We start from the raw sequence: 17,466 nt of genomic DNA, 5'->3' as shown, positions 1-17,466 counted from the left end.
ACGGGTCCTCGCACTCCTCCTGGTCCTGGTCCTCGCCTGGCCCGCCTTCCTGCTGTGGGACGGCAACCGACACCTGGGGCGCACCGATGCACTCGACTCCGGGACCGGGACGCCCGGCACCACCTACCTGCTCGCGGGATCGGACTCACGCGCCGACGGTGCCGTCCAGGACGGCACCGAGGGACAGCGCGCGGACTCCATCATGTTGGTCAACGTCGCACCCAACGGCCAGGCCTCGGCGACCTCACTCCCCCGTGACACCTATGTCGACATCCCCGGCTACGGCTGGGGCAAGCTCAATGCCTCCTATTCCTACGGGGGCGCACAGCTGCTCGTCAGCACCGTGGAGTCCCTGACCGGACTGCACATCGACCACTTCGTGGAGATCGGCATGGGGGGCGTCGGGGAGATCGTCGACGCAGTCGGCGGCGTCGAGTTGTGCCTCGACATGGACGTCAACGACTCCTACTCCGGCCTCGTGTGGCAGTCAGGCTGTCACGAGGCCGATGGCACCACCGCACTCGCCTTCTCCCGGATGCGCTACTCCGACCCCCTCGGCGACATCGGACGCGCCCAGCGCCAGCGCCAGGTCGTCGAGAAGACCGTCTCCGCCGCCATGTCCCCCTCCGTCCTGCTCAACCCTCTCAAGGCCTTCCGCCTGGAGCGGGCGGGCGCCGGGGCCCTGACCGTGGACGAGGACTCGAACATCGTCGACGTGGCACGACTGGTCATGGCGTTCCGCAAGGCCGGGAACGCCTCCCTCACCGGGGCACCACCCATCGAGTCCCTGGGCTACCAGACCTCTGCGGGGTCGACGGTCCTGCTGCAGGACCAGACGGCCCCCGACTTCTTCCGGAAGGTCCTCGAGGGGACGCTGACACCTGCGGACATGGAGCAGAGCTTCTGAGCACGGTCGACACCGGGCGCGCCGGGACCGTCGCCGACCGCGCTCCCCGGAACGGGGTTCCCGGGCGGGTGGGACCTCAGGACCTCGGGACCTCGATGCGCCGCGGACCCGCCTGCCAGGCCTCCCATGCGGACTCGAGGATCTCCTCCACGCCGAGGTTCGCCTTCCAGTCGAGGTCGACGGCGATCCTGTGCGGGTCACCGATGAGCTCCGGTGGGTCACCTGCACGCCGGGGCAGTTCCTCGACGGGGAAGTCCCACCCCGACACGCGCCGCAGTCCGTCGATGATCTGGCGGACCGAGGTGCCGATGCCCGTACCCACGTTGAAGACGTGGTGTCCGGGCACACCGCCCGTGAGCTTGTCCAGGGCGTGCACGTGGGCCTCGGCGAGGTCCAGGACGTGGATGTAGTCGCGGATGCAGGTCCCGTCAGGTGTCGGGTAGTCCGTTCCGAAGATCTTCACGGAGTCCCCCCGCGCCAGGCGGTCCAGCAGCATCGGGACCAGGTTGAGGACCGCCGGGTCGGCCAGGTCGGTCCATCCCGCACCCGCGACGTTGAAGTAGCGCAGGCCGATCCACTTCAGGCCCCAGGCCCGCTCGCAGTCGGCCATCATCCACTCGCCGATCAGCTTCGTCTCCCCGTAGGGGTTGATGGGGTGCTTGTCCACGTCCTCGGCCACGACGTCCACCGGAGGCATCCCGTAGACGGCGGCCGATGAGGAGAAGATCATCTGGTCGACGCCCGCGTCCTCCATGGCGAGCAGCATGTTGGCCAGCCCACCGACGTTCTGCTGGTAGTACCAGGCGGGGCGTTCCACCGACTCACCGACCTGCTTGCGTGCCGCGAAGTGGATGACGGCGGTGACGTCCTCGTCGACCATCGTGTCCGAGAGGACCTGACGGGCCGCGTCGGAGGCGACGTCGACCTGGACCAGCTTCGCGTCGCCGATGCGTGACGCCTTCCCATAGGAGAGGTCGTCGGCGACGACGACCTTCTCACCACGTTCCTGGAGGACCCGGACGACATGCGCGCCGATGTAGCCGGCGCCACCGCTGACGAGAATGCTCATGGCCCCAGTCTATGGCCCGCCGGGTGGGCGTCGGGGCACGTCGCGGTGGGGACGGGGAGAAGTCCGGACCGACGGTCGCGGTCGCCGGACGGTCCCGGTACCTGCGGACACGGAGCCGGTTGGCGGCGTACGGAGTCGCCGGACCGTCTCCGCTGCTCCCGGGCCCCGACCCGGGTCGCAACGTGCAACGTCAGGCGCCGGGCTCCCCTCCCGCGCGCGAGGCATCCTCCACCCGACGGGCCAGTGCCGCGCCCTTGTCCATCGCCATTCCCCTGAGGTCGGCCTGGAACCCCCGCATCCGCGAGCGCAGGGTGGCGGCGCCCTCGTCCGCACCCGCGGCGAGGATCCGCACGGCGAGCAGGCCCGCGTTGCGTGCGCCGCCGACGGAGACCGTCGCCACCGGCACGCCGGCCGGCATCTGGACGATGGAGAGCAGCGAGTCGACGCCGTCGAAGTGCTTGAGTGGCACGGGAACCCCCACCACGGGCAGCTCGGTGAGTGCGGCGAGCATGCCGGGCAGGTGGGCCGCGCCGCCGGCACCTGCGATGAGGACCCGCAGCCCGCGCGCGGATGCGGTGCGCCCGTAGGTGACCATGTCCTCGGGCATGCGGTGGGCGGAGATGACACCGACCTCCGCGTCGATCCCGAACTCGGCGAGCGCCTCCACCGCGGGGCGCATCGTCGGCCAGTCGGAGTCGGAGCCCATGACCACGCCGACCAAGGGGTGCTCACCGGTCGGGGTGAGGCGGGGTGGATCCCCCGCCGTCGGGGGTGTCGCTGCGTGCTCCATCGATGTGTCCTCCACGGGTGCCTCCCTGGGCCTGAGCCGGTCACCAACCGGGCGGGTCGGTCAGGATTCCCGGCCCTTCGCCATTGTCCCCCAGATGCCTGTCGAATGACGCACCCTCTGGCACCAGTCCCGACCAGCGCTGACATCGCCACCCGTTCCGCTCCTGACGAGGGACTGCGGAACTCCCCGGCGTTCTCGGGGGCAAACGTGCCCGCCGTCCACGGAGTCCCCGATAGCCTGGGTTGACACAGCGACAGGCATGGCAACCGGCATGACGACGGTGCAGTCGACCCCCGCCCCCGGAGGCACCCGAGTCGACGGACGGCAGGCGGAGGCCCGCCAGCAATGGAGGGGGGCGGGTCACGATGTCCACGAGGACCTCACGTGCCACAGACAGACGCAGCGGACCACCGAGGCCGACGTCCTGGCCTCTCGCCGTCGTGGTCGGCGTCCCACTGGGCCTGTTCCTCCACACATGCGCCAGCCTGGGGTCCTACGACTGGTCCTACAGCACCAGTCGGTCCGAGCTGTACGTGGGCATGCTCGCCAGTTCACTGTCGGCGGCAATGGGCGCCTTCCTGGGCGCTTCGCGGCCCCGGATCGGACTCGTCGCGGGGACCACTGCGGCCCTCGCCCTCGTGGGAGCACTGGTCGCGGATGTGGTCGTGGGACCCGCCATTGCCTCAGGAGCGTCCTCCGAGCTCAGGCCCGCTCTCGCGTACGGCGGGACGAGCGCGGTGACGGGCGCCGTGGTCTGCGCGACCCTGGTGTGCGCAACCGTGTGCGCACGAGACCGCCACCGGTGAGGCCCGCTCACTCCCCGCGGAGTGCCGCCACCGCCGCCTCCGCCTGGGCACGCGCGGCGGCAAGGTCGTCCCCGCACACGGTGACGTGGCCGAGCTTGCGTCCGGGCCGCACCGACTTGCCGTAGAGGTGCACGCGCGCATCGGGTGATGAGGCGAATGCCCCACCCAGGCCCAGGGCCGGGTCGGGCAGCTCGCTGCCCAGCAGGTTGACCATCACGGACCACGCGGCCCGGGGGCTCGGGTCCCCCAGGGGCAGGTCGAGGACCGCGCGCAGGTGCTGCTCGAACTGGCTGGTCACCGCTCCGTCAATGGTCCAGTGTCCGGAGTTGTGGGGCCGCATGGCCAACTCGTTGACGAGGACGCGTTGGCCGCCCTCGTCCGCATCCTCGACGAGGAACATCTCGACGGCCAGCACACCGGTGACCCCCAGTTCGCGGGCGATCCTCTCCCCGATCCCGCGGGCCTCCTCGGCGACACCCGGATCGAGCCCGGGGGCCGGGGCCTCGACCTCGGCGCAGACGCCGTGGCGCTGGATCGTGCGCGCGACGGGCCAGGAGCGGACCTCGCCGGAGGGGCGGCGGGCGAGCAGGGCGGCGAGCTCGCCGGTGAAGGGGACCTTCTCCTCCGCCAGCAGCGGGGCGCCGTGGTCGAACCAGTCGTCGACGTCCGAGGCGGTGCGGACCACCCGCACGCCGTGACCGTCGTAGCCCCCCACGGGGGTCTTGACGATGACGGGCCAGCCGACCTCGTCGCCGAACAATTGCAGGTCCGCAGGGGTGTCGAGCCGCGCCCAGCGCGGGCACGGGATCCCGAGGCCGGACAGGCGCTCGCGCATGGCGAGCTTGTCCTGGGCGTGGAGCAGCGCGGAGGCCGGGGGGTTCACGGGCAGGTCCGGTGGCAGGGCCGCCAGGACCGACTGGGGGACGTGCTCGTGCTCGAAGGTGAGGACGTCGGCACCCCGGCACAGGTCCGCCACGGCCCGCGCGTCGGAGGCTTCCCCGACGGTCGAGTCCACGACCACCTGTCCGGTCGAGCCGTCCGGGGCCTCCACCAGTGCCCTGAGGTGCACGCCCAGGGCAATGGCGCTCTCCTGCATCATCCTCGCCAGCTGGCCGCCACCCACCACGGCGACCACGGGCGCTTGCGTCAGTCCGGTATCCACCACGCGCCCAACCTACCGCCTGGACGGGACGCGCTCCTCCCGGAGCCAGTCCGCGGAAACCCGGTGGGGGACCGGCCGGTGGGGGAGCGGTCGCCGGGGAACCGGTCACAGGGCGGAGTCCCGGAGCGGGATACCATGCGCAGGTGGATCCACGCCTCCGCCTGCTCGAGCGGCTGCCCGCCATCCGGTCCCTGCCACCCCTCAAGCGTGACCGAGTCACCGAGGTCCTCCGGTTCCTCGGCGTGGGTGGGATGAACTGGGTGGTCGACCTCGCGGTGTTCAACATCGTGCGTGCGGCCACCGAGGGTCGCCACGTCATGCTCGCCAAGGTCGTCTCCGTCGCAGTGGCGACCCTGTTCTCCTGGGTGGTGAACCGTCACTGGACCTTCTCCGCCCGTGCGACCGACTCCCCCGGCCGCGAGCTCGGTGGGTTCGTCGTGGTGAACGTCGCCGGGATGGTCCCGCCCCTGGCGTGCCTGTGGGTGTCCCACCACCTGCTCGGACTGACCTCGGTGCTCGCGGACAACGTCTCGGCCAATGTCGTCGGGCTGGTCCTGGGGACGATCCTGCGCTACGTGGGCTACCGGGCATTCGTGTTCACCGGGCAGCGAGGACCGGGGGACGGACCTCGAGGGTCGAACTGAGCGGACCTCGAGGGTCGAACTGAGCGGACCTCGGCCACAGAACAGAGCGGACCTCGCGGTCAGAAGCGGCGGGAGCGGCGTCCCATGGAGACCAGCGGCCCCTCCGGCATGACCCGGTCCGGGTCCAGTGACGTCGGGATCGCGGACAGTGACGCGGTGAAGACCGGGGGCCGCTGCTGGGTGAGCTCGAGGCGGCCACCCATCCCCTGCATGAGGTCGCGGGCCAGGGCCAGGCCGATGCCGGTCGACCCGTGGCCGGAGACGCCGTACTCGAAGATGTCGGGGGCCAGGTCCTCCTCGACACCGGGACCCTCGTCGGAGACGTCGATCATCACGCCGCGCTTGTTGGTGGAACGCCGGGCGACGACACGCGTCGTCCCCGCCCCGTAACGCAGCGAGTTCTCGATGAGGGTGGCCAGGACCTGGGCGAGCTTGGCCCCGTCAGCCAGCACCGGCTGCTCCGCCTCGTCCGTGAAGACCAACTCGCGCCCGGCCTTCTCGAACTGTTCCTCCCACTCCTCGCGTTCGGTGATGAACACCTCGACGACGTGGATCGCCTCCGTGAGACCTCCCGAGCGCGCGGAGGGGTCCAGGAACTCCGAGACCACCCCGGTGAGTCGCTCGACCTGCTCGAGGCTCCGCTGGGCCTCCTGGCGGACCTCCTCCTGGGTGGAGATCATCTCGATCTCCTCCAGGCGCATCGACAGTGCCGTCAGCGGCGTGCGCAACTGGTGGGAGGCATCCGCCGCGAACTGCCGTTCGGCCGCCAGGCGACCCGCCATCCGCTCCCCGGTCCGGGCGAGCTCGTCCTGGACCAGGTCGATCTCCTCGATCCCCGATGCCTTGACGCGGGCGCGGACCTGCCCCGACCCGATCTGCTCGGCCTGGGCAGCCAGGTAGATGAGCGGCGCGGACAGTCTCCGGGACAGCCTGTTGGCCAGTGCCCACCCCACGACCATGGACGCGACCGTGCCCCCGAGGAAGGCTGCGACGACCAGGCCCACCTTGCGCAGCGCCTGGGTGGCGGGGATCTCCATGCGCACGGTGGTCCCCAGCGCGGAGACGACCACTGAGGTCAGCGCCGGACCCTCCACCTCGGCGCCCACGACGATCGGCTCACCGTCTGCCGTCGACACGCGTGTCCAGGCATCCTCCTGGTCGGAGGAGAGGGGGCTCGCCCACGCCTCCACGAGGCTGGCCGGCACCTCGTGCCCCTCGGCCACGCGGCGGTCCACGGCCCTCACCAGGGACTGGGCACGCGCCTCGAGGGTGCGCTGCTCGGAGTTCCACACCATGATGGACCCCATCGCGGCACCGGGAATGCCCATGAGCAGGGCCACCACGGTGACGGCCGTGAGGATCATCTGCACAGCTCGCCTGCGCACCGTGGACCTCCTCCCTGCCGCCTTCCCTCGTCACGTCCCCCGGTGCCCCACCGGGCCCGGCCACCGTTCCCCCGTCACCACCGCGGCGACCGGGCGGTCCAGGAGGTGGGTGGGTGTCAGTCCTTGCCGGTCTCGAACCTGAAGCCCATGCCGCGCACCGTGGTGATGTAGCGCGGGTCGGCGGCGTCGTCGCCGAGCTTGCGCCGCAGCCAGGACACGTGCATGTCCAGGGTCTTGGTGGACCCCGACGGGTCGGACCCCCACACCTCGCGCATGAGGGCGTCACGTTCGACGACGTTTCCGGCCTCGCGCACCAGCACGCGCAGGAGGTCGAACTCCTTGGCGGTGAGCTGGAGTTCTCGCTCACCGACGAAGGCACGGTGGGCAGCCACGTCCACGCGGACGTCCTGGGCCACCAGGTCGCCCTCACCGGCCTCCGTGCCGGTGCGTCGCAGCAGTGCGCGCACGCGGGCGAGGAGTTCGGCCAGACGGAACGGCTTCGTGACGTAGTCGTCGGCGCCGGCGTCCAGACCGACGACCATGTCGACCTCGTCGGTGCGTGCCGTGAGGATGAGGATCGGGATCGTCTTGCCCTGGCTGCGGATCTCACGGGCGACGTCGAGCCCGTCGATGTCGGGCAGGCCGAGGTCGAGGACGACCAGGTCGGCGCCCTCGAGTTCGCTGAGTGCGCCGCGGCCGGTGCCGGAGGCCCTCACCTCGTATCCCTCACGGCCCAGCGCGCGGGCCAACGGTTCGGAGATCGCGGGATCGTCTTCGACGAGCAGAACAGTAGTCACGTGCTCATCGTAAGCCCGGAAGGGGTTTCCTTTCACATTCCTTGACCAAGTAAAAGGTCGTCCAGGTCGTGAAACACCCTGTGAGGGCCGCCGTGCCTCCCGTTCCGGGCCTGTCGGACGGGTCTGTGGTCAGTCCATGTCCCGGGCCAGGAGATACGGCGAGACCGTCCCGAACCCGCGCAATTCGGCGCTGGGGAAGTCCTCGAGGTGGTACCCCGACCCTCCCTTCCCGCCGGCGATGGCCGCAGCCGTCGTGGCGTCGGTGAGGATCCTGCCCTCCGGCGCGATGTCCACAAGGCGAGACGCGAGGTTCACCGGCGGCCCGAAGACGTCCCCCGAACGGGAGAAGACGTCGCCGCGGACGAAGGAGGCGCGCACCGGCAGGATCTGGTCGTCGGCGCCGAGTGCCTCGATGAGCGAGGTGACCACCCGCAGTCCCGTGGTGAGGTCGTCCGCGATGAAGAGGACCGCGTCCCCGATCATCTTGACGGCGCGCCCCCCGGCGGCGGTCACCGCGGTGCGCGAGGCGTCCTCGAAGCGCTCGATGAGCCCCACGAGCTTGCTGCCGAGGATGGTGGAGGACGAGGTGTAGGAGACCATGTCGACGAAGCCGAGGGAGCGGGTCAGGGGGAACCGCCGCTTCCCCGAGTCCGGTCCGCGCTGGGTCACCTCGTGGTCGACCCTGGTGATCAGCGACTCGAGTTGGCGCCGCCACGAGTAGACGAGGGCGTGTTCGAGGAAGTCGACCCGGTCCCCCATGTTCTCCAGCACGTGCCGCCGCGCCTGGGTGTCGTCCAGGTCCTGTCTGCGCGCGACGTCCTCGACGAGGGCCTCCACCTGCCACAGGGCCAGGCGGTCGGAGATGTGGGACTGGGCGCGCAACAGGGAGCGTCCCGTCGCCAAGTCGATGGCGCCGGAGTCGATGAGGGTGCTCCACGCACCGTAGGCCTGCAGGTCCCGGACGGTGAAGGCGACCTCCTCGGGATCCACGGTGCGGAAGCCCATGGCCAGCCAGAACTCGTCGACACGTCCCAACGGCGTGCCGGTGCGCTCGGCCAGGTCCCGGGCCGTCAGAGAAGGGCGTCCCCCCAGCAGGAGGTCCTGGTAGCCGGCGATCCTCTCGTCGATGTCGGGGGAGGTGTGGCTGAGGTCGGTGGGCCGGACGGGTTCGACGGGCCCGGCGGGATCGGCCGGGCCAGCGGGACAGATCGGCCCTGCGGGATGGGTACCCGGGTGCGGCTGCCCGGCATCCGGTGCCCCGTGCGACCCGGCCTCCGTCGGCCCTGCACTGTCCGCGGACCCCACCCCGACCGAGGCCCTGCCGGTGCCCGCCACCTGTCCGTCCTCCACCGGCGGGACCAGGCCCCGGGGCCGGGCCCGGCCGCTGGACGGCGGGACGTCCGGAGCAGCGCCCTCCGTCGCACCCCGGCCCGCCGGTCGGTGGGACGTCCCGGTGCCGGTGCCGACCACTGTGCCACCGGCGGCAGGTCCCTGTGACCCGGGGACTGCACCCGGCTCCGATCCCCGGCTCCGTCCCCCGGGAGCCGATGGCCGCGCGTTCCCCGGCTCGTCCCCCTGGGCCGTCCGATGTCGGACCCGGCCCCGGTCCTGGACGCCTGTCGACCCCCTCTGTTCCCTCATGGCATCCCGTGCCCAGACCCAGCGTCCGGGCGTCGGCGGTGCGACCTGTGAGGGTGGGGGGGACTCCTCAGCGGGTGTGGTGGGCACTCCCGCACCCCCGCGGACCGGGCCCGAGGGGTCGGTCGGAGTCACTGGGCACACACCTCCTGGGGCGTCGATGATGTGGTCACTCACGTGATCTTCCACATGGACTGTGTCGGTCGTCACCTGTCAACAGTAGTGCCCTGCGCAACCGGAAGAGGACACCACCGGTGTCGTTCATGGCAGGGGCACAGGAATCATGACCGGATGTCAACCGCACCTCACCGTGACGCCAGCCAGAGACCGGCACTGGCAGCACCGACCGTGAGAGGTGCCGCCACGACGCCCAGGAGGATGAACGCCCGCCAGGAGATCGACACGCCCATCGCCTGGAGGCGCTGGTGCCACAGCAGGGTCGCGAGCGACCCCCACGGTGTGACCAGGGGACCGGCGTTGACGCCGATGAGCAGTGCACCCACACGCAGGGGTGAGTCCGCGAGGGGTTCGAGGGCGAGGTAGGCAGGGAGGTTGTTCACGCCGTTCGCCCCCAGCATTCCCACCGCCGAGAGGCGCAGGAGCGCCACTGGGCCCTCGCCCTCGCCGGCGAGCACTCCCAACGGCGCGGTGGCTCCCAGCGAGTGCGCCGTCCCGACGACCAGGAACAGGCCCGAGGCGAACAGCACCAGGGGCACCGGCAGCACACTCCAGCGCAGCGCGCTCGGACGCCTCCAGGCGAAGGCCGCGACGATCACCACGGCAGCCGCACATGCGGGGATCCACGGTTCCCCACCCATGAGGACCAGCATCGGCAGGAGCAGCCCGACCGTTGCCGCGCAGATCCGCAACAGCAGGGGGTCGGGTGCCGCAGGAGGCGGTGTCGGGGAGAAGTCCCCGGACAGCTGCCCGCGGAAGACGAGGAAGAGGAGCGCCACCGGCACCACCGTGGCGACGAGGGCGGGCAGCCACATGAGTTCCACGAATGCACGCACACCCCCTTCCCCGAGTCGGTGCGCGGCCAGGAGGTTCGTCAGGTTGGAGACCGGCAACCACAGCGACGCCGTGTTCGCCAGCCACACGGTGGTCAGTGCGAACGCGCGGGCACGCAGGTGGGCCTGGACGGCGAGGAGGACGACCACAGGAGTGAGGAGGACCGCTGTCGTGTCGAGGGAGAGGAATACCGTCGACAGGATCGCCAGCCCCACCACCAACAGCCACAGGATGGTGGTGCGCCCGCGCGCCAGGAGAGCCACGCGGGAGGCGACCTGCACGAAGACACCGGCAGAGGCGGCCAGCTCGGCCACCACCGTGACGGCGAGGGCGAAGAGCAGGACCGGCCAGACCCGTTGCCCGAGCGCGACGGCATCCGCGGCGGGCAGGAGACCGGTGGCCCACGCGGCACCGCCCAGCAGGATGAGCACGAGACCCAGCAGACCGAGGCGCACCGCACCAGACTAGGCCCACGGGCGCAGGGTGCCGTCAGGGCAGGGCCCTCGGGGCATGGCCGGGGAGCAAGGGGACGGCGCAGCGTCCCTCCTGCCGACGCATCGGCTCCCACACGCATCTAGGCTGGGGCACGTGAGTGAACACGCCCCCCATACCCCTTCCGACCTCGACGCGCGAGCCGACTCCTACGTCCGCGACGTCGCCCGCCTCAACCCCCTGGCCGCGACGGACTGGGGGTTGCCGGGCGATCCCGGGGCCCTCCCCGACTACTCGCCCGCCGGGCAGGAGCAGATGCTCGACCTGGCACGCGCACTGGTGACGGATGCGCAGAGGATCACTCCCGTCGACGAGGTCGACCGCACGACGGCCTCCGCCATCGTCGAGAGCCTCGGCGCCGAGATCGACCTCGAGGAGGCCGACGAGTGGCTGGGCAGTGTGAACAACATCGCCTCCCCCATCCAGGACATCCGCATGAGCTTCGACCTCATGGACAAGGACACTGCCGGGGACTGGGGCAACATCGCCCGACGCCTCCACGCCGTGCCCGAGGCGCTGGCCGGCTACCAGGACTCGCTGCGACTGGCCGCCTCCCGGGGCCGCATCGCCGCGCGCCGCCAGATCGGGATCGGCATCGAGCAGGCCCGCGGCCTGGCAGCCGCGGGGAACTTCTTCTCCGAGCTGGCGGACGAGGGCGCCGCCCTCGTCCATGGGGATGCCGACCTGGAGCGGGACCTGCGCGAGGGCGCTGTCGAGGCGGCGTCCGCGTACGGTGGCCTGGCGCAGATGCTCGGTGAGGAGCTCCTGGACCACGCGCCGACCGCGGACGGCATCGGCCGCGAGCGCTACGCCCGCTTCTCCAGGGCCTCCATCGGCGCGGTGGTCGACCTGGACGAGACCTACGAGTGGGGACTCGCCCAGCTCGCCGAGATCGACGCCCAGCAGCGGGCGATCGCGGAGGAACTCTACGGCGCGGGCACCGGCGTGCGTGAGGCCCTGGACCGCCTCAACGACGAGCCCTCCCTCCAGCTCCACGGCACCGATGCCCTGCGGGAATGGATGCAGGGAATCGCCGACGGCGCCATCGCTGACCTCGACGGCACCCAGTTCGACATCCCCGCCCCCGCCCGGCGCATCGAGTGCATGATCGCGCCGTCCCAGGACGGAGGCATCTACTACACGGGGCCGTCGCAGGACTTCTCCCGCCCGGGCCGCATGTGGTGGGCGGTGCCCGAGGGGGAGACCACCTTCCACACCTGGCAGGAGCGCACCACCGTCTTCCACGAGGGCGTCCCCGGTCACCACCTGCAGATCTCCCAGGCCATCGCGAGTCGGGGACCCTCAACCTCTACCGACGCCTGGCCTCCTGGAACTCCGGGCACGGTGAGGGCTGGGCGCTCTACGCCGAGGGCCTCATGGCCGAACTCGGCTACCAGGACGAGCCCGCCAACCGCATGGGCCTGCTGGACTCCATGCGTCTGCGCGCGGCGCGGGTCGCGCTGGACATCGGCGTCCACCTGGGCAAGGAGCGTCCCGGAGGCGGCGGGGTGTGGGACCGCGACTTCGCACGGTCCTTCCTCAAGGAGAACGTCGCCATGGCCGACGGCTTCCTGGACTTCGAGCTCAACCGCTACCTGGGCTGGCCCGGGCAGGCGCCCTCGTACAAGGTCGGTCAGCGCCTGTGGGAACAACTGCGCGCAGAGTACCTGGAGTGGGCACCCCGGCACGGCGAGGACGCGACGCCCAAGGCCTTCCACTCCAAGGCGCTGAAGCTCGGCAGTCTGCCCATGGCCACGCTGCGCGAGGCCGTGCTGTCGTGAGGCGGGGCATCCCCACCCACCTGGTGCTGGCCTCGAAGTCCCCGGCACGCCGGGCCACCCTGGTCGCCGCCGGGATCACACCGGAGGTCATCGTCTCCCACGTCGATGAGCCCGCCGTGCTCGCCGCGCTGCCCGGCGGCCGGGCGTTCAGCGGGGGCACCACCACCCCTGCCGACGAGGTGCTCGCCCTGGCCACCGCCAAGTGCCGGGCCGTGGCCGAGGGACTGGAGCAGGGCCGGCCCGCCCTGACCGCGAGTGCCGGTGCCGATCGTCTGGTGGTCGTGGGCTGCGACTCGATGCTGGAACTCGACGGGCGGATGCTCGGCAAGCCCCACCGCCCCGAGGTGGCGCGCGAACGCATCCGGGAGATGCGCAACCGCGCGGCCGTCCTGTGGACCGGCCACTTCGCGGTCGTCCTGGAGCCCGCGGGACCGGGCGCGGTGCGGCCCGAGGGGGCGAGACCGGGCGGGTCGGCGCTGGGCGGGTCGACGCTGGGCGGGTCGACGCTGGGCGGGTCGGCTCCGGACCGGGCGGGCACCGATGCCGGCCCGTGGACACAGGTCCGCGAGATCGGTGCCTCGGCCTCCACGACCGTCCGCTTCGGCGACATGTCGGATGCGGAGATCGATGCCTACGTGGACTCGGGTGAGCCGCTCAAGGTCGCGGGGTCCTTCACCGTGGACGGTCTGGGTGGCCCCTTCGTCACCGGCATCGAGGGCGATTACCACTCCGTGGTCGGCCTCTCCCTGCCCCTGCTGCGCACCATGCTCACCGAGGTCGGGGTGTTCTGGCCGGACCTGTGGGACCACCGACGGGCCTCTTCGGCGAGGTGAACCGGGGGCGTCGCCGCTGGGCGCCACGGGCACCAGAGGACCCCACTGTGTGGGACCCGCCGGGCCGGGGCGCGACCCCCGTCCTAGAGTGTTCCCATGGAAACGACAAAGGCTTGGGGCATCGGCCTCGCGACCGTGACGACCAGCGGCCAGACCCTGGACGTCTGGTACCCGGACCCCCACCTCGGGGAGCACTCCCAGGGCGGAGACGGCGAACTCCTGGAGAAGCTCACCCAACTGGAGCGACAGGACCACGCCCGCGGGATCCGCACCTCCGTGGTGACCTGCCAGGCGGACCTGGAGGACCAGCCCCAGTCCACGGCGGACGCCTACCTCCGCCTCCACCTCCTCTCCCACCGGCTGGTGCTCCCCAACACCGTCAACCTGGACGGGATCTTCTCGCGCCTGCCCAATGTCGTGTGGACCTCGGCGGGCCCCTGCGCGGTGGAGGACTTCGAGGAGACGCGCATGCGGCTGCGCCTCCATCTCGGTCACCCCGTCACCGTCATCGGCGTCGACAAGTTCCCGCCGATGGTCAACTACGTGATCCCCTCCGGCGTGCGCATCGCCGACGGTGCGAAGGTCCGTCTGGGCGCCCACCTCGCCGAGGGCACCACTGTGATGCACGCAGCCTTCGTCAACTTCAACGCGGGGACCCTGGGTCGCTCCATGGTGGAGGGACGCATCTCCCAGGGAGTCGTGGTGGGCGACGGCTCGGACGTCGGCGGCGGCGCCTCGACCATGGGCGTCCTCTCAGGAGGCGGTCGCCAGCGCGTCCGCCTGGGTGAGCGGTGCCTCCTCGGGGCGAACTCCGGTCTGGGGATCCCGCTGGGCAACGACTGCGTGGTGGAGGCCGGTCTCTACCTGACGGCGGGCACCAAGGTCGCGGTCCTGCCCGGTGGCGGCGTCGTCCCCGGTGAGAACGGGCTCTTCGCCGAACCCCGCACCGTCTCCGCGCGCGAGCTGGCCGGTGCCTCCAACGTGCTCTTCCGACGCAACTCGGTCTCCGGGCGTGTGGAGGCCCTGGCCCGCGGCGGACACGGAATCGAACTCAACGACGCCCTCCACGCCAGCAACTGAGGCTCCCCGGTCCCCTGCCTGAGCAGGGGACCGGGCACGTCTCCGCCTGCAGGGCCTGTGGACGGAAGGCCTCCGAGACACAGGTGCATCAGCGCAGGTGGGCGGCCTCCGGGCACATGTCCTTCAAGTCTTTGTACAGACTTCTCCACACCGCCTTGTGGACAGGGCCGCGTCAGGCCCCGGCGAACCGCGGGTTGCGCTGGCGCAGCGGCACGTAGTTGCGCTCGACCTCGCCGATGTAGACCTGACGGGGGCGCCCGATCTTGGTGGCCGGGTCCTGTGTCATCTCGCGGTACTGCGCGATCCAGCCCGGGAGGCGACCCAGCGCGAACAGCGGGGTGAACATCTTGGGCGGGAAGCCCATCGCCGAGTAGATGAGCCCCGTGTAGAAGTCGACGTTCGGGTAGAGCTTGCGCTCCTTGAAGTAGTCGTCGTTGAGGGCGATCTCCTCCAGCTGCATGGCGATGTCGAGGAGGTTGTCACGCCTGCCCAGACGCTCCAGGACGTCGTGGGCGGTCGCCCTGACGATCGCGGCGCGCGGGTCGTAGTTCTTGTAGACCCGGTGGCCGAAGCCCATGAGACGGGCACCGGACTCCTTGTTCTTCACCCGGTCCACGAAGGACTGCACGGAGTCGCCCGAGTCGTTGATCTGGTGCAGCATCCGCAGCACGGCCTCGTTGGCGCCGCCGTGGAGCGGGCCGGCCAGCGCCCCGACACCTGCGGCGACCGAGGCGTAGAGGTTCGCCTGGGAGGAGCCGACCAGGCGGACCGTGGAGGTCGAGCAGTTCTGCTCGTGGTCGGCGTGCAGGATCAGCAGCATGTCCAGGGCACGCACCAGTGCGGGGTCGATGTCGTAGGCCTGGTAGGGCATGCCGAAGGTCATCCGGATGAAGTCCTCGGTGTACCCGCGCTGGGAGTCCGGGTAGAGGAGGGGAAGACCGGCGGCGCGCTTCGCGATGTAGCTGATCATGGTCGGCAGCTTGGCGATGAGCAGGACGAGTGCCTCGTTGAGCTGGTCCGGGTCGCGGGGGTCGAGTGTGTCCTCGTAGTAGGTGGCCAACCCCGCCACACCCGCCTGGAGGATCGCCATGGGGTGGCCGTCGTGGGGGAAGGCCGTGAAGAAGGCCTTGAAGTCCTCGTGGAGCAGGCGGTGGCGCTGGATGTTGCGGATGAAGCTCTCCAGGGTCGCCGCGTCGGGCAGTTCCCCGTAGATCAGCAGGTAGGCGACCTCCAGGAAGCTGGAGTTCTTCGCGAGCTGGTCGATGGGGTAGCCACGGTAGCGGAGGATGCCCGCGTCCCCGTCGATGTAGGTGATGGCGGACTCACACGACCCGGTGTTCGTGTAGCCGGGATCGAGGGTCACGACGTCTGCCTCGGCCATCACCTTGCCGATGCGCACACCGTCGGTACCGACGGTCGCACGGGCGCGCGGGAGCTGGACCTTCGCGTCCCCGACGACCAGCAGGCCGTCGGGGGCCTCGGTGGGCTCCGTGGTGGCCGCGGAGGCGGCTGTGTCCGGACCGTCCGGGGTGGGGGAAGTCGTCACGTCGGCGCTGGTGGTGGACTTGCTGCTCATCGGGTGTCGACCTCCTGGTGGGTGGTTCACCCTCAGCTGCGAGGGTGGGACTCTCGTCCCAACTGTAGTACCGGGAACTGTCTCGTGCTCAAGATTCTTGGGCGGCGGCGGACAGACGTGCGGCGGCCGCTGCGATGCGTTCGTCGGTGGCGGTCAGCGCGATGCGGACCCTGCCCCGCCCGGCCTCCCCGTAGAAGTCCCCGGGGGCGACGAGGATCCCCAGCCGTGCCAGGCGGTCCACCAGGGCCCACGAGTCGGGGCTGGTGGCGGAGGGGTCACGCACCCACAGGTACAGGCCCGCCACCGAGTCCGGGTCGTTCTCCAGGCCGGCCGCGTCCACGGCCGCCAGGAGGAGTTCGCGCCGTCGGGCATAGGTGCGTCGTTGGGCGTCCGCGTGCTCCGGGTCGAGGAGTGCGACCGCCATCGCGTGCTGCACCGGCGCGGGCACCATCATCCCGGAGTGCTTGCGCACCTCGACGACCGGCCGGACCAGGTCCGGGTCCCCCACCAGCACGGCCGCCCGGTAGCCGGCCATGTTCGACTGCTTCGAGAGGGAGTAGAGGACGAGGACCCCGCGGGGATCCCCCTCGCAGACCTCCCGGTCCAGCAGGCTGGGGACGCCCTCGTCGACGAAGGGTGCCCCCCAGGGCAGCGCCGCGTAGCACTCGTCGGAGGCGAGCACCGCGCCGTGCGAGCGCGCCCACCGCAGGGCCGAGCGCAGCTGGTCCCGGGTGAGGACGTGGCCGTCCGGGTTGCCCGGGGAGTTCAGCCAGACGAGGGCGGCGTCGGGCCAGCTGTCGGGACGGGTCGGGTCCACGGGGACGGGGGTCGCACCGGCCAGACGGGCTCCGACGTCATAGGTGGGGTAGGCGACCTCGGGGACCAGGACCGTGTCCCCCGGGCGCACGCCGAGCAGTGTGGGCAGCCAGGCGACGGCCTCCTTGGACCCGATCGTGGGGATCGCCCCGTCCGTGCCGACGTCCACCATCCCCCGCCGTGCGGCCCACTCGAGGATCGCGTGACGGACCTCCTCGGTGCCGATCACCGTGGGGTAGCCGGGGGCGTCGGAGGCCTCGTCGAGGGCCGCGCGCACGAATGCGGGGGTCGGGTCCACGGGGGTGCCCACCGACAGGTCGCAGATGCCACCGGGATGGGACGCCGCAAGCTCCTTGGCCGGGACGAGCAGGTCCCACGGGAAGTCGGGAAGTCCGAGCGTGCGCGGCAGGTCGGCCACGGTCCCTCCTGGGTGTCGGGAATGTCCGCCCGGGTGGGGGCGGGTCGGATCCCCCACAGCCTACGACGTCGGGACCGCCCTGCAGCGGGAGCCGCCAGATCTTGCCCCCGGGTGGACGGCCCGGATCTCCAGTGTGTTCCCGGAGGTGAGGACACGCTCCTCCGGGAACCCTGCACCAGGTCGAGACAGCCTCCCGGGAGCGACACGCAGGCATTCGAGCTCGGGGGTGGTGGGGGTGGGGGTGTCATCACCCCCACCCAC

General features: G+C 71.1%; 15 protein-coding genes and 1 pseudogene. 7 read left to right on the top strand and 9 right to left on the bottom strand.

Features of this window, described 5'->3' with window-relative positions; translation table 11 throughout:
- Positions 1-907: LCP family protein (locus tag TA90_RS09815; RefSeq protein WP_043536040.1), on the top strand; the 907-nt coding region annotated here is incomplete at its 5' end.
- 76 nt (positions 908-983) lie between these two features.
- On the opposite strand, the gene galE is transcribed toward TA90_RS09815, so the two are convergent.
- Both galE and purE read right to left on the bottom strand, forming a co-directional pair.
- Complete coding sequence (gene galE / locus TA90_RS09810; protein WP_043536038.1) at positions 984-1,976, bottom strand: UDP-glucose 4-epimerase GalE; 993 nt, start codon at positions 1,974-1,976, stop codon at positions 984-986.
- A 190-nt stretch (positions 1,977-2,166) separates the two neighbouring features.
- Complete coding sequence (gene purE / locus TA90_RS09805) at positions 2,167-2,766, bottom strand: 5-(carboxyamino)imidazole ribonucleotide mutase (RefSeq protein ID WP_052450734.1); 600 nt, start codon at positions 2,764-2,766, stop codon at positions 2,167-2,169.
- A 440-nt stretch (positions 2,767-3,206) separates the two neighbouring features.
- On the opposite strand from purE, the gene TA90_RS09800 reads away from it, so the two are divergent.
- Positions 3,207-3,572: a hypothetical protein gene (locus TA90_RS09800; protein ID WP_043536036.1), complete on the top strand. Its 366-nt coding sequence runs from the start codon at positions 3,207-3,209 to the stop codon at positions 3,570-3,572.
- A 7-nt stretch (positions 3,573-3,579) separates the two neighbouring features.
- On the opposite strand, the gene TA90_RS09795 is transcribed toward TA90_RS09800, so the two are convergent.
- On the bottom strand, positions 3,580-4,734 hold the full coding sequence (locus tag TA90_RS09795) for a 5-(carboxyamino)imidazole ribonucleotide synthase (protein ID WP_407921588.1): 1,155 nt from the start codon (positions 4,732-4,734) through the stop codon (positions 3,580-3,582).
- A gap of 143 nt (positions 4,735-4,877) precedes the next feature.
- On the opposite strand from TA90_RS09795, the gene TA90_RS09790 reads away from it, so the two are divergent.
- Positions 4,878-5,378 (top strand): GtrA family protein, encoded by a 501-nt coding sequence (locus TA90_RS09790; protein ID WP_197067884.1) that lies wholly within the window; start codon positions 4,878-4,880, stop codon positions 5,376-5,378.
- 59 nt (positions 5,379-5,437) lie between these two features.
- Here the strand turns inward: TA90_RS09790 and TA90_RS09785 are convergent, their stop codons facing one another.
- The 4 genes from TA90_RS09785 to TA90_RS09770 form a co-directional block, all read right to left on the bottom strand.
- A complete protein-coding gene (locus TA90_RS09785; protein WP_043536034.1) occupies positions 5,438-6,763 on the bottom strand; it encodes an ATP-binding protein in 1,326 nt (441 codons plus the stop codon).
- 116 nt (positions 6,764-6,879) lie between these two features.
- Positions 6,880-7,560, bottom strand: coding sequence for a response regulator transcription factor (locus tag TA90_RS09780; RefSeq protein WP_043536033.1), 681 nt, complete (start codon positions 7,558-7,560; stop codon positions 6,880-6,882).
- 129 nt (positions 7,561-7,689) lie between these two features.
- The gene (locus TA90_RS09775; RefSeq protein WP_052450736.1) at positions 7,690-8,688 is read right to left on the bottom strand and encodes a nucleotidyl cyclase domain-containing protein; all 999 of its coding nucleotides are present in this window, start codon (positions 8,686-8,688) and stop codon (positions 7,690-7,692) included.
- An 815-nt stretch (positions 8,689-9,503) separates the two neighbouring features.
- The gene (locus TA90_RS09770; protein WP_043536032.1) at positions 9,504-10,664 is read right to left on the bottom strand and encodes an SLC13 family permease; all 1,161 of its coding nucleotides are present in this window, start codon (positions 10,662-10,664) and stop codon (positions 9,504-9,506) included.
- A 55-nt stretch (positions 10,665-10,719) separates the two neighbouring features.
- Here TA90_RS09770 and TA90_RS09765 point away from each other — a divergent pair.
- From TA90_RS09765 to dapD, 4 genes and pseudogenes are all read left to right on the top strand, one after another.
- A pseudogene (locus TA90_RS09765) lies at positions 10,720-11,934 on the top strand (DUF885 domain-containing protein); the annotation flags it as partial.
- On the top strand, positions 11,880-12,482 hold the full coding sequence (locus TA90_RS15640) for a DUF885 domain-containing protein (RefSeq protein ID WP_331394271.1): 603 nt from the start codon (positions 11,880-11,882) through the stop codon (positions 12,480-12,482). The pseudogene TA90_RS09765 and the gene TA90_RS15640, both read left to right, overlap by 55 nt.
- Complete coding sequence (locus TA90_RS09760) at positions 12,479-13,315, top strand: Maf family protein (RefSeq protein WP_187120129.1); 837 nt, start codon at positions 12,479-12,481, stop codon at positions 13,313-13,315. The genes TA90_RS15640 and TA90_RS09760 overlap by 4 nt, the downstream gene beginning before the upstream one ends.
- 96 nt (positions 13,316-13,411) lie before the next feature.
- Positions 13,412-14,395, top strand: a complete 984-nt coding sequence (gene dapD / locus TA90_RS09755) for a 2,3,4,5-tetrahydropyridine-2,6-dicarboxylate N-succinyltransferase (protein WP_043536030.1) — start codon at positions 13,412-13,414, stop codon at positions 14,393-14,395.
- Between the two features lie 172 nt (positions 14,396-14,567).
- Here the strand turns inward: dapD and TA90_RS09750 are convergent, their stop codons facing one another.
- Positions 14,568-15,971: a citrate synthase gene (locus tag TA90_RS09750; RefSeq protein ID WP_082031617.1), complete on the bottom strand. Its 1,404-nt coding sequence runs from the start codon at positions 15,969-15,971 to the stop codon at positions 14,568-14,570.
- A gap of 88 nt (positions 15,972-16,059) precedes the next feature.
- Entirely contained in the window at positions 16,060-17,205 is a 1,146-nt protein-coding gene (gene dapC, locus TA90_RS09745; RefSeq protein WP_043536028.1) for a succinyldiaminopimelate transaminase, read from the bottom strand.
- Between the last annotated feature and the right edge of the window lie 261 nt (positions 17,206-17,466).

Source organism: Actinomyces polynesiensis, from assembly GCF_000820725.1.
GTDB classification, from domain to species: Bacteria; Actinomycetota; Actinomycetes; order Actinomycetales; family Actinomycetaceae; genus Pauljensenia; species Pauljensenia polynesiensis.
The sequence above is the reverse complement of the archived record's forward strand: the minus strand, read 5'-3'. Positions and strand labels throughout refer to the sequence as shown.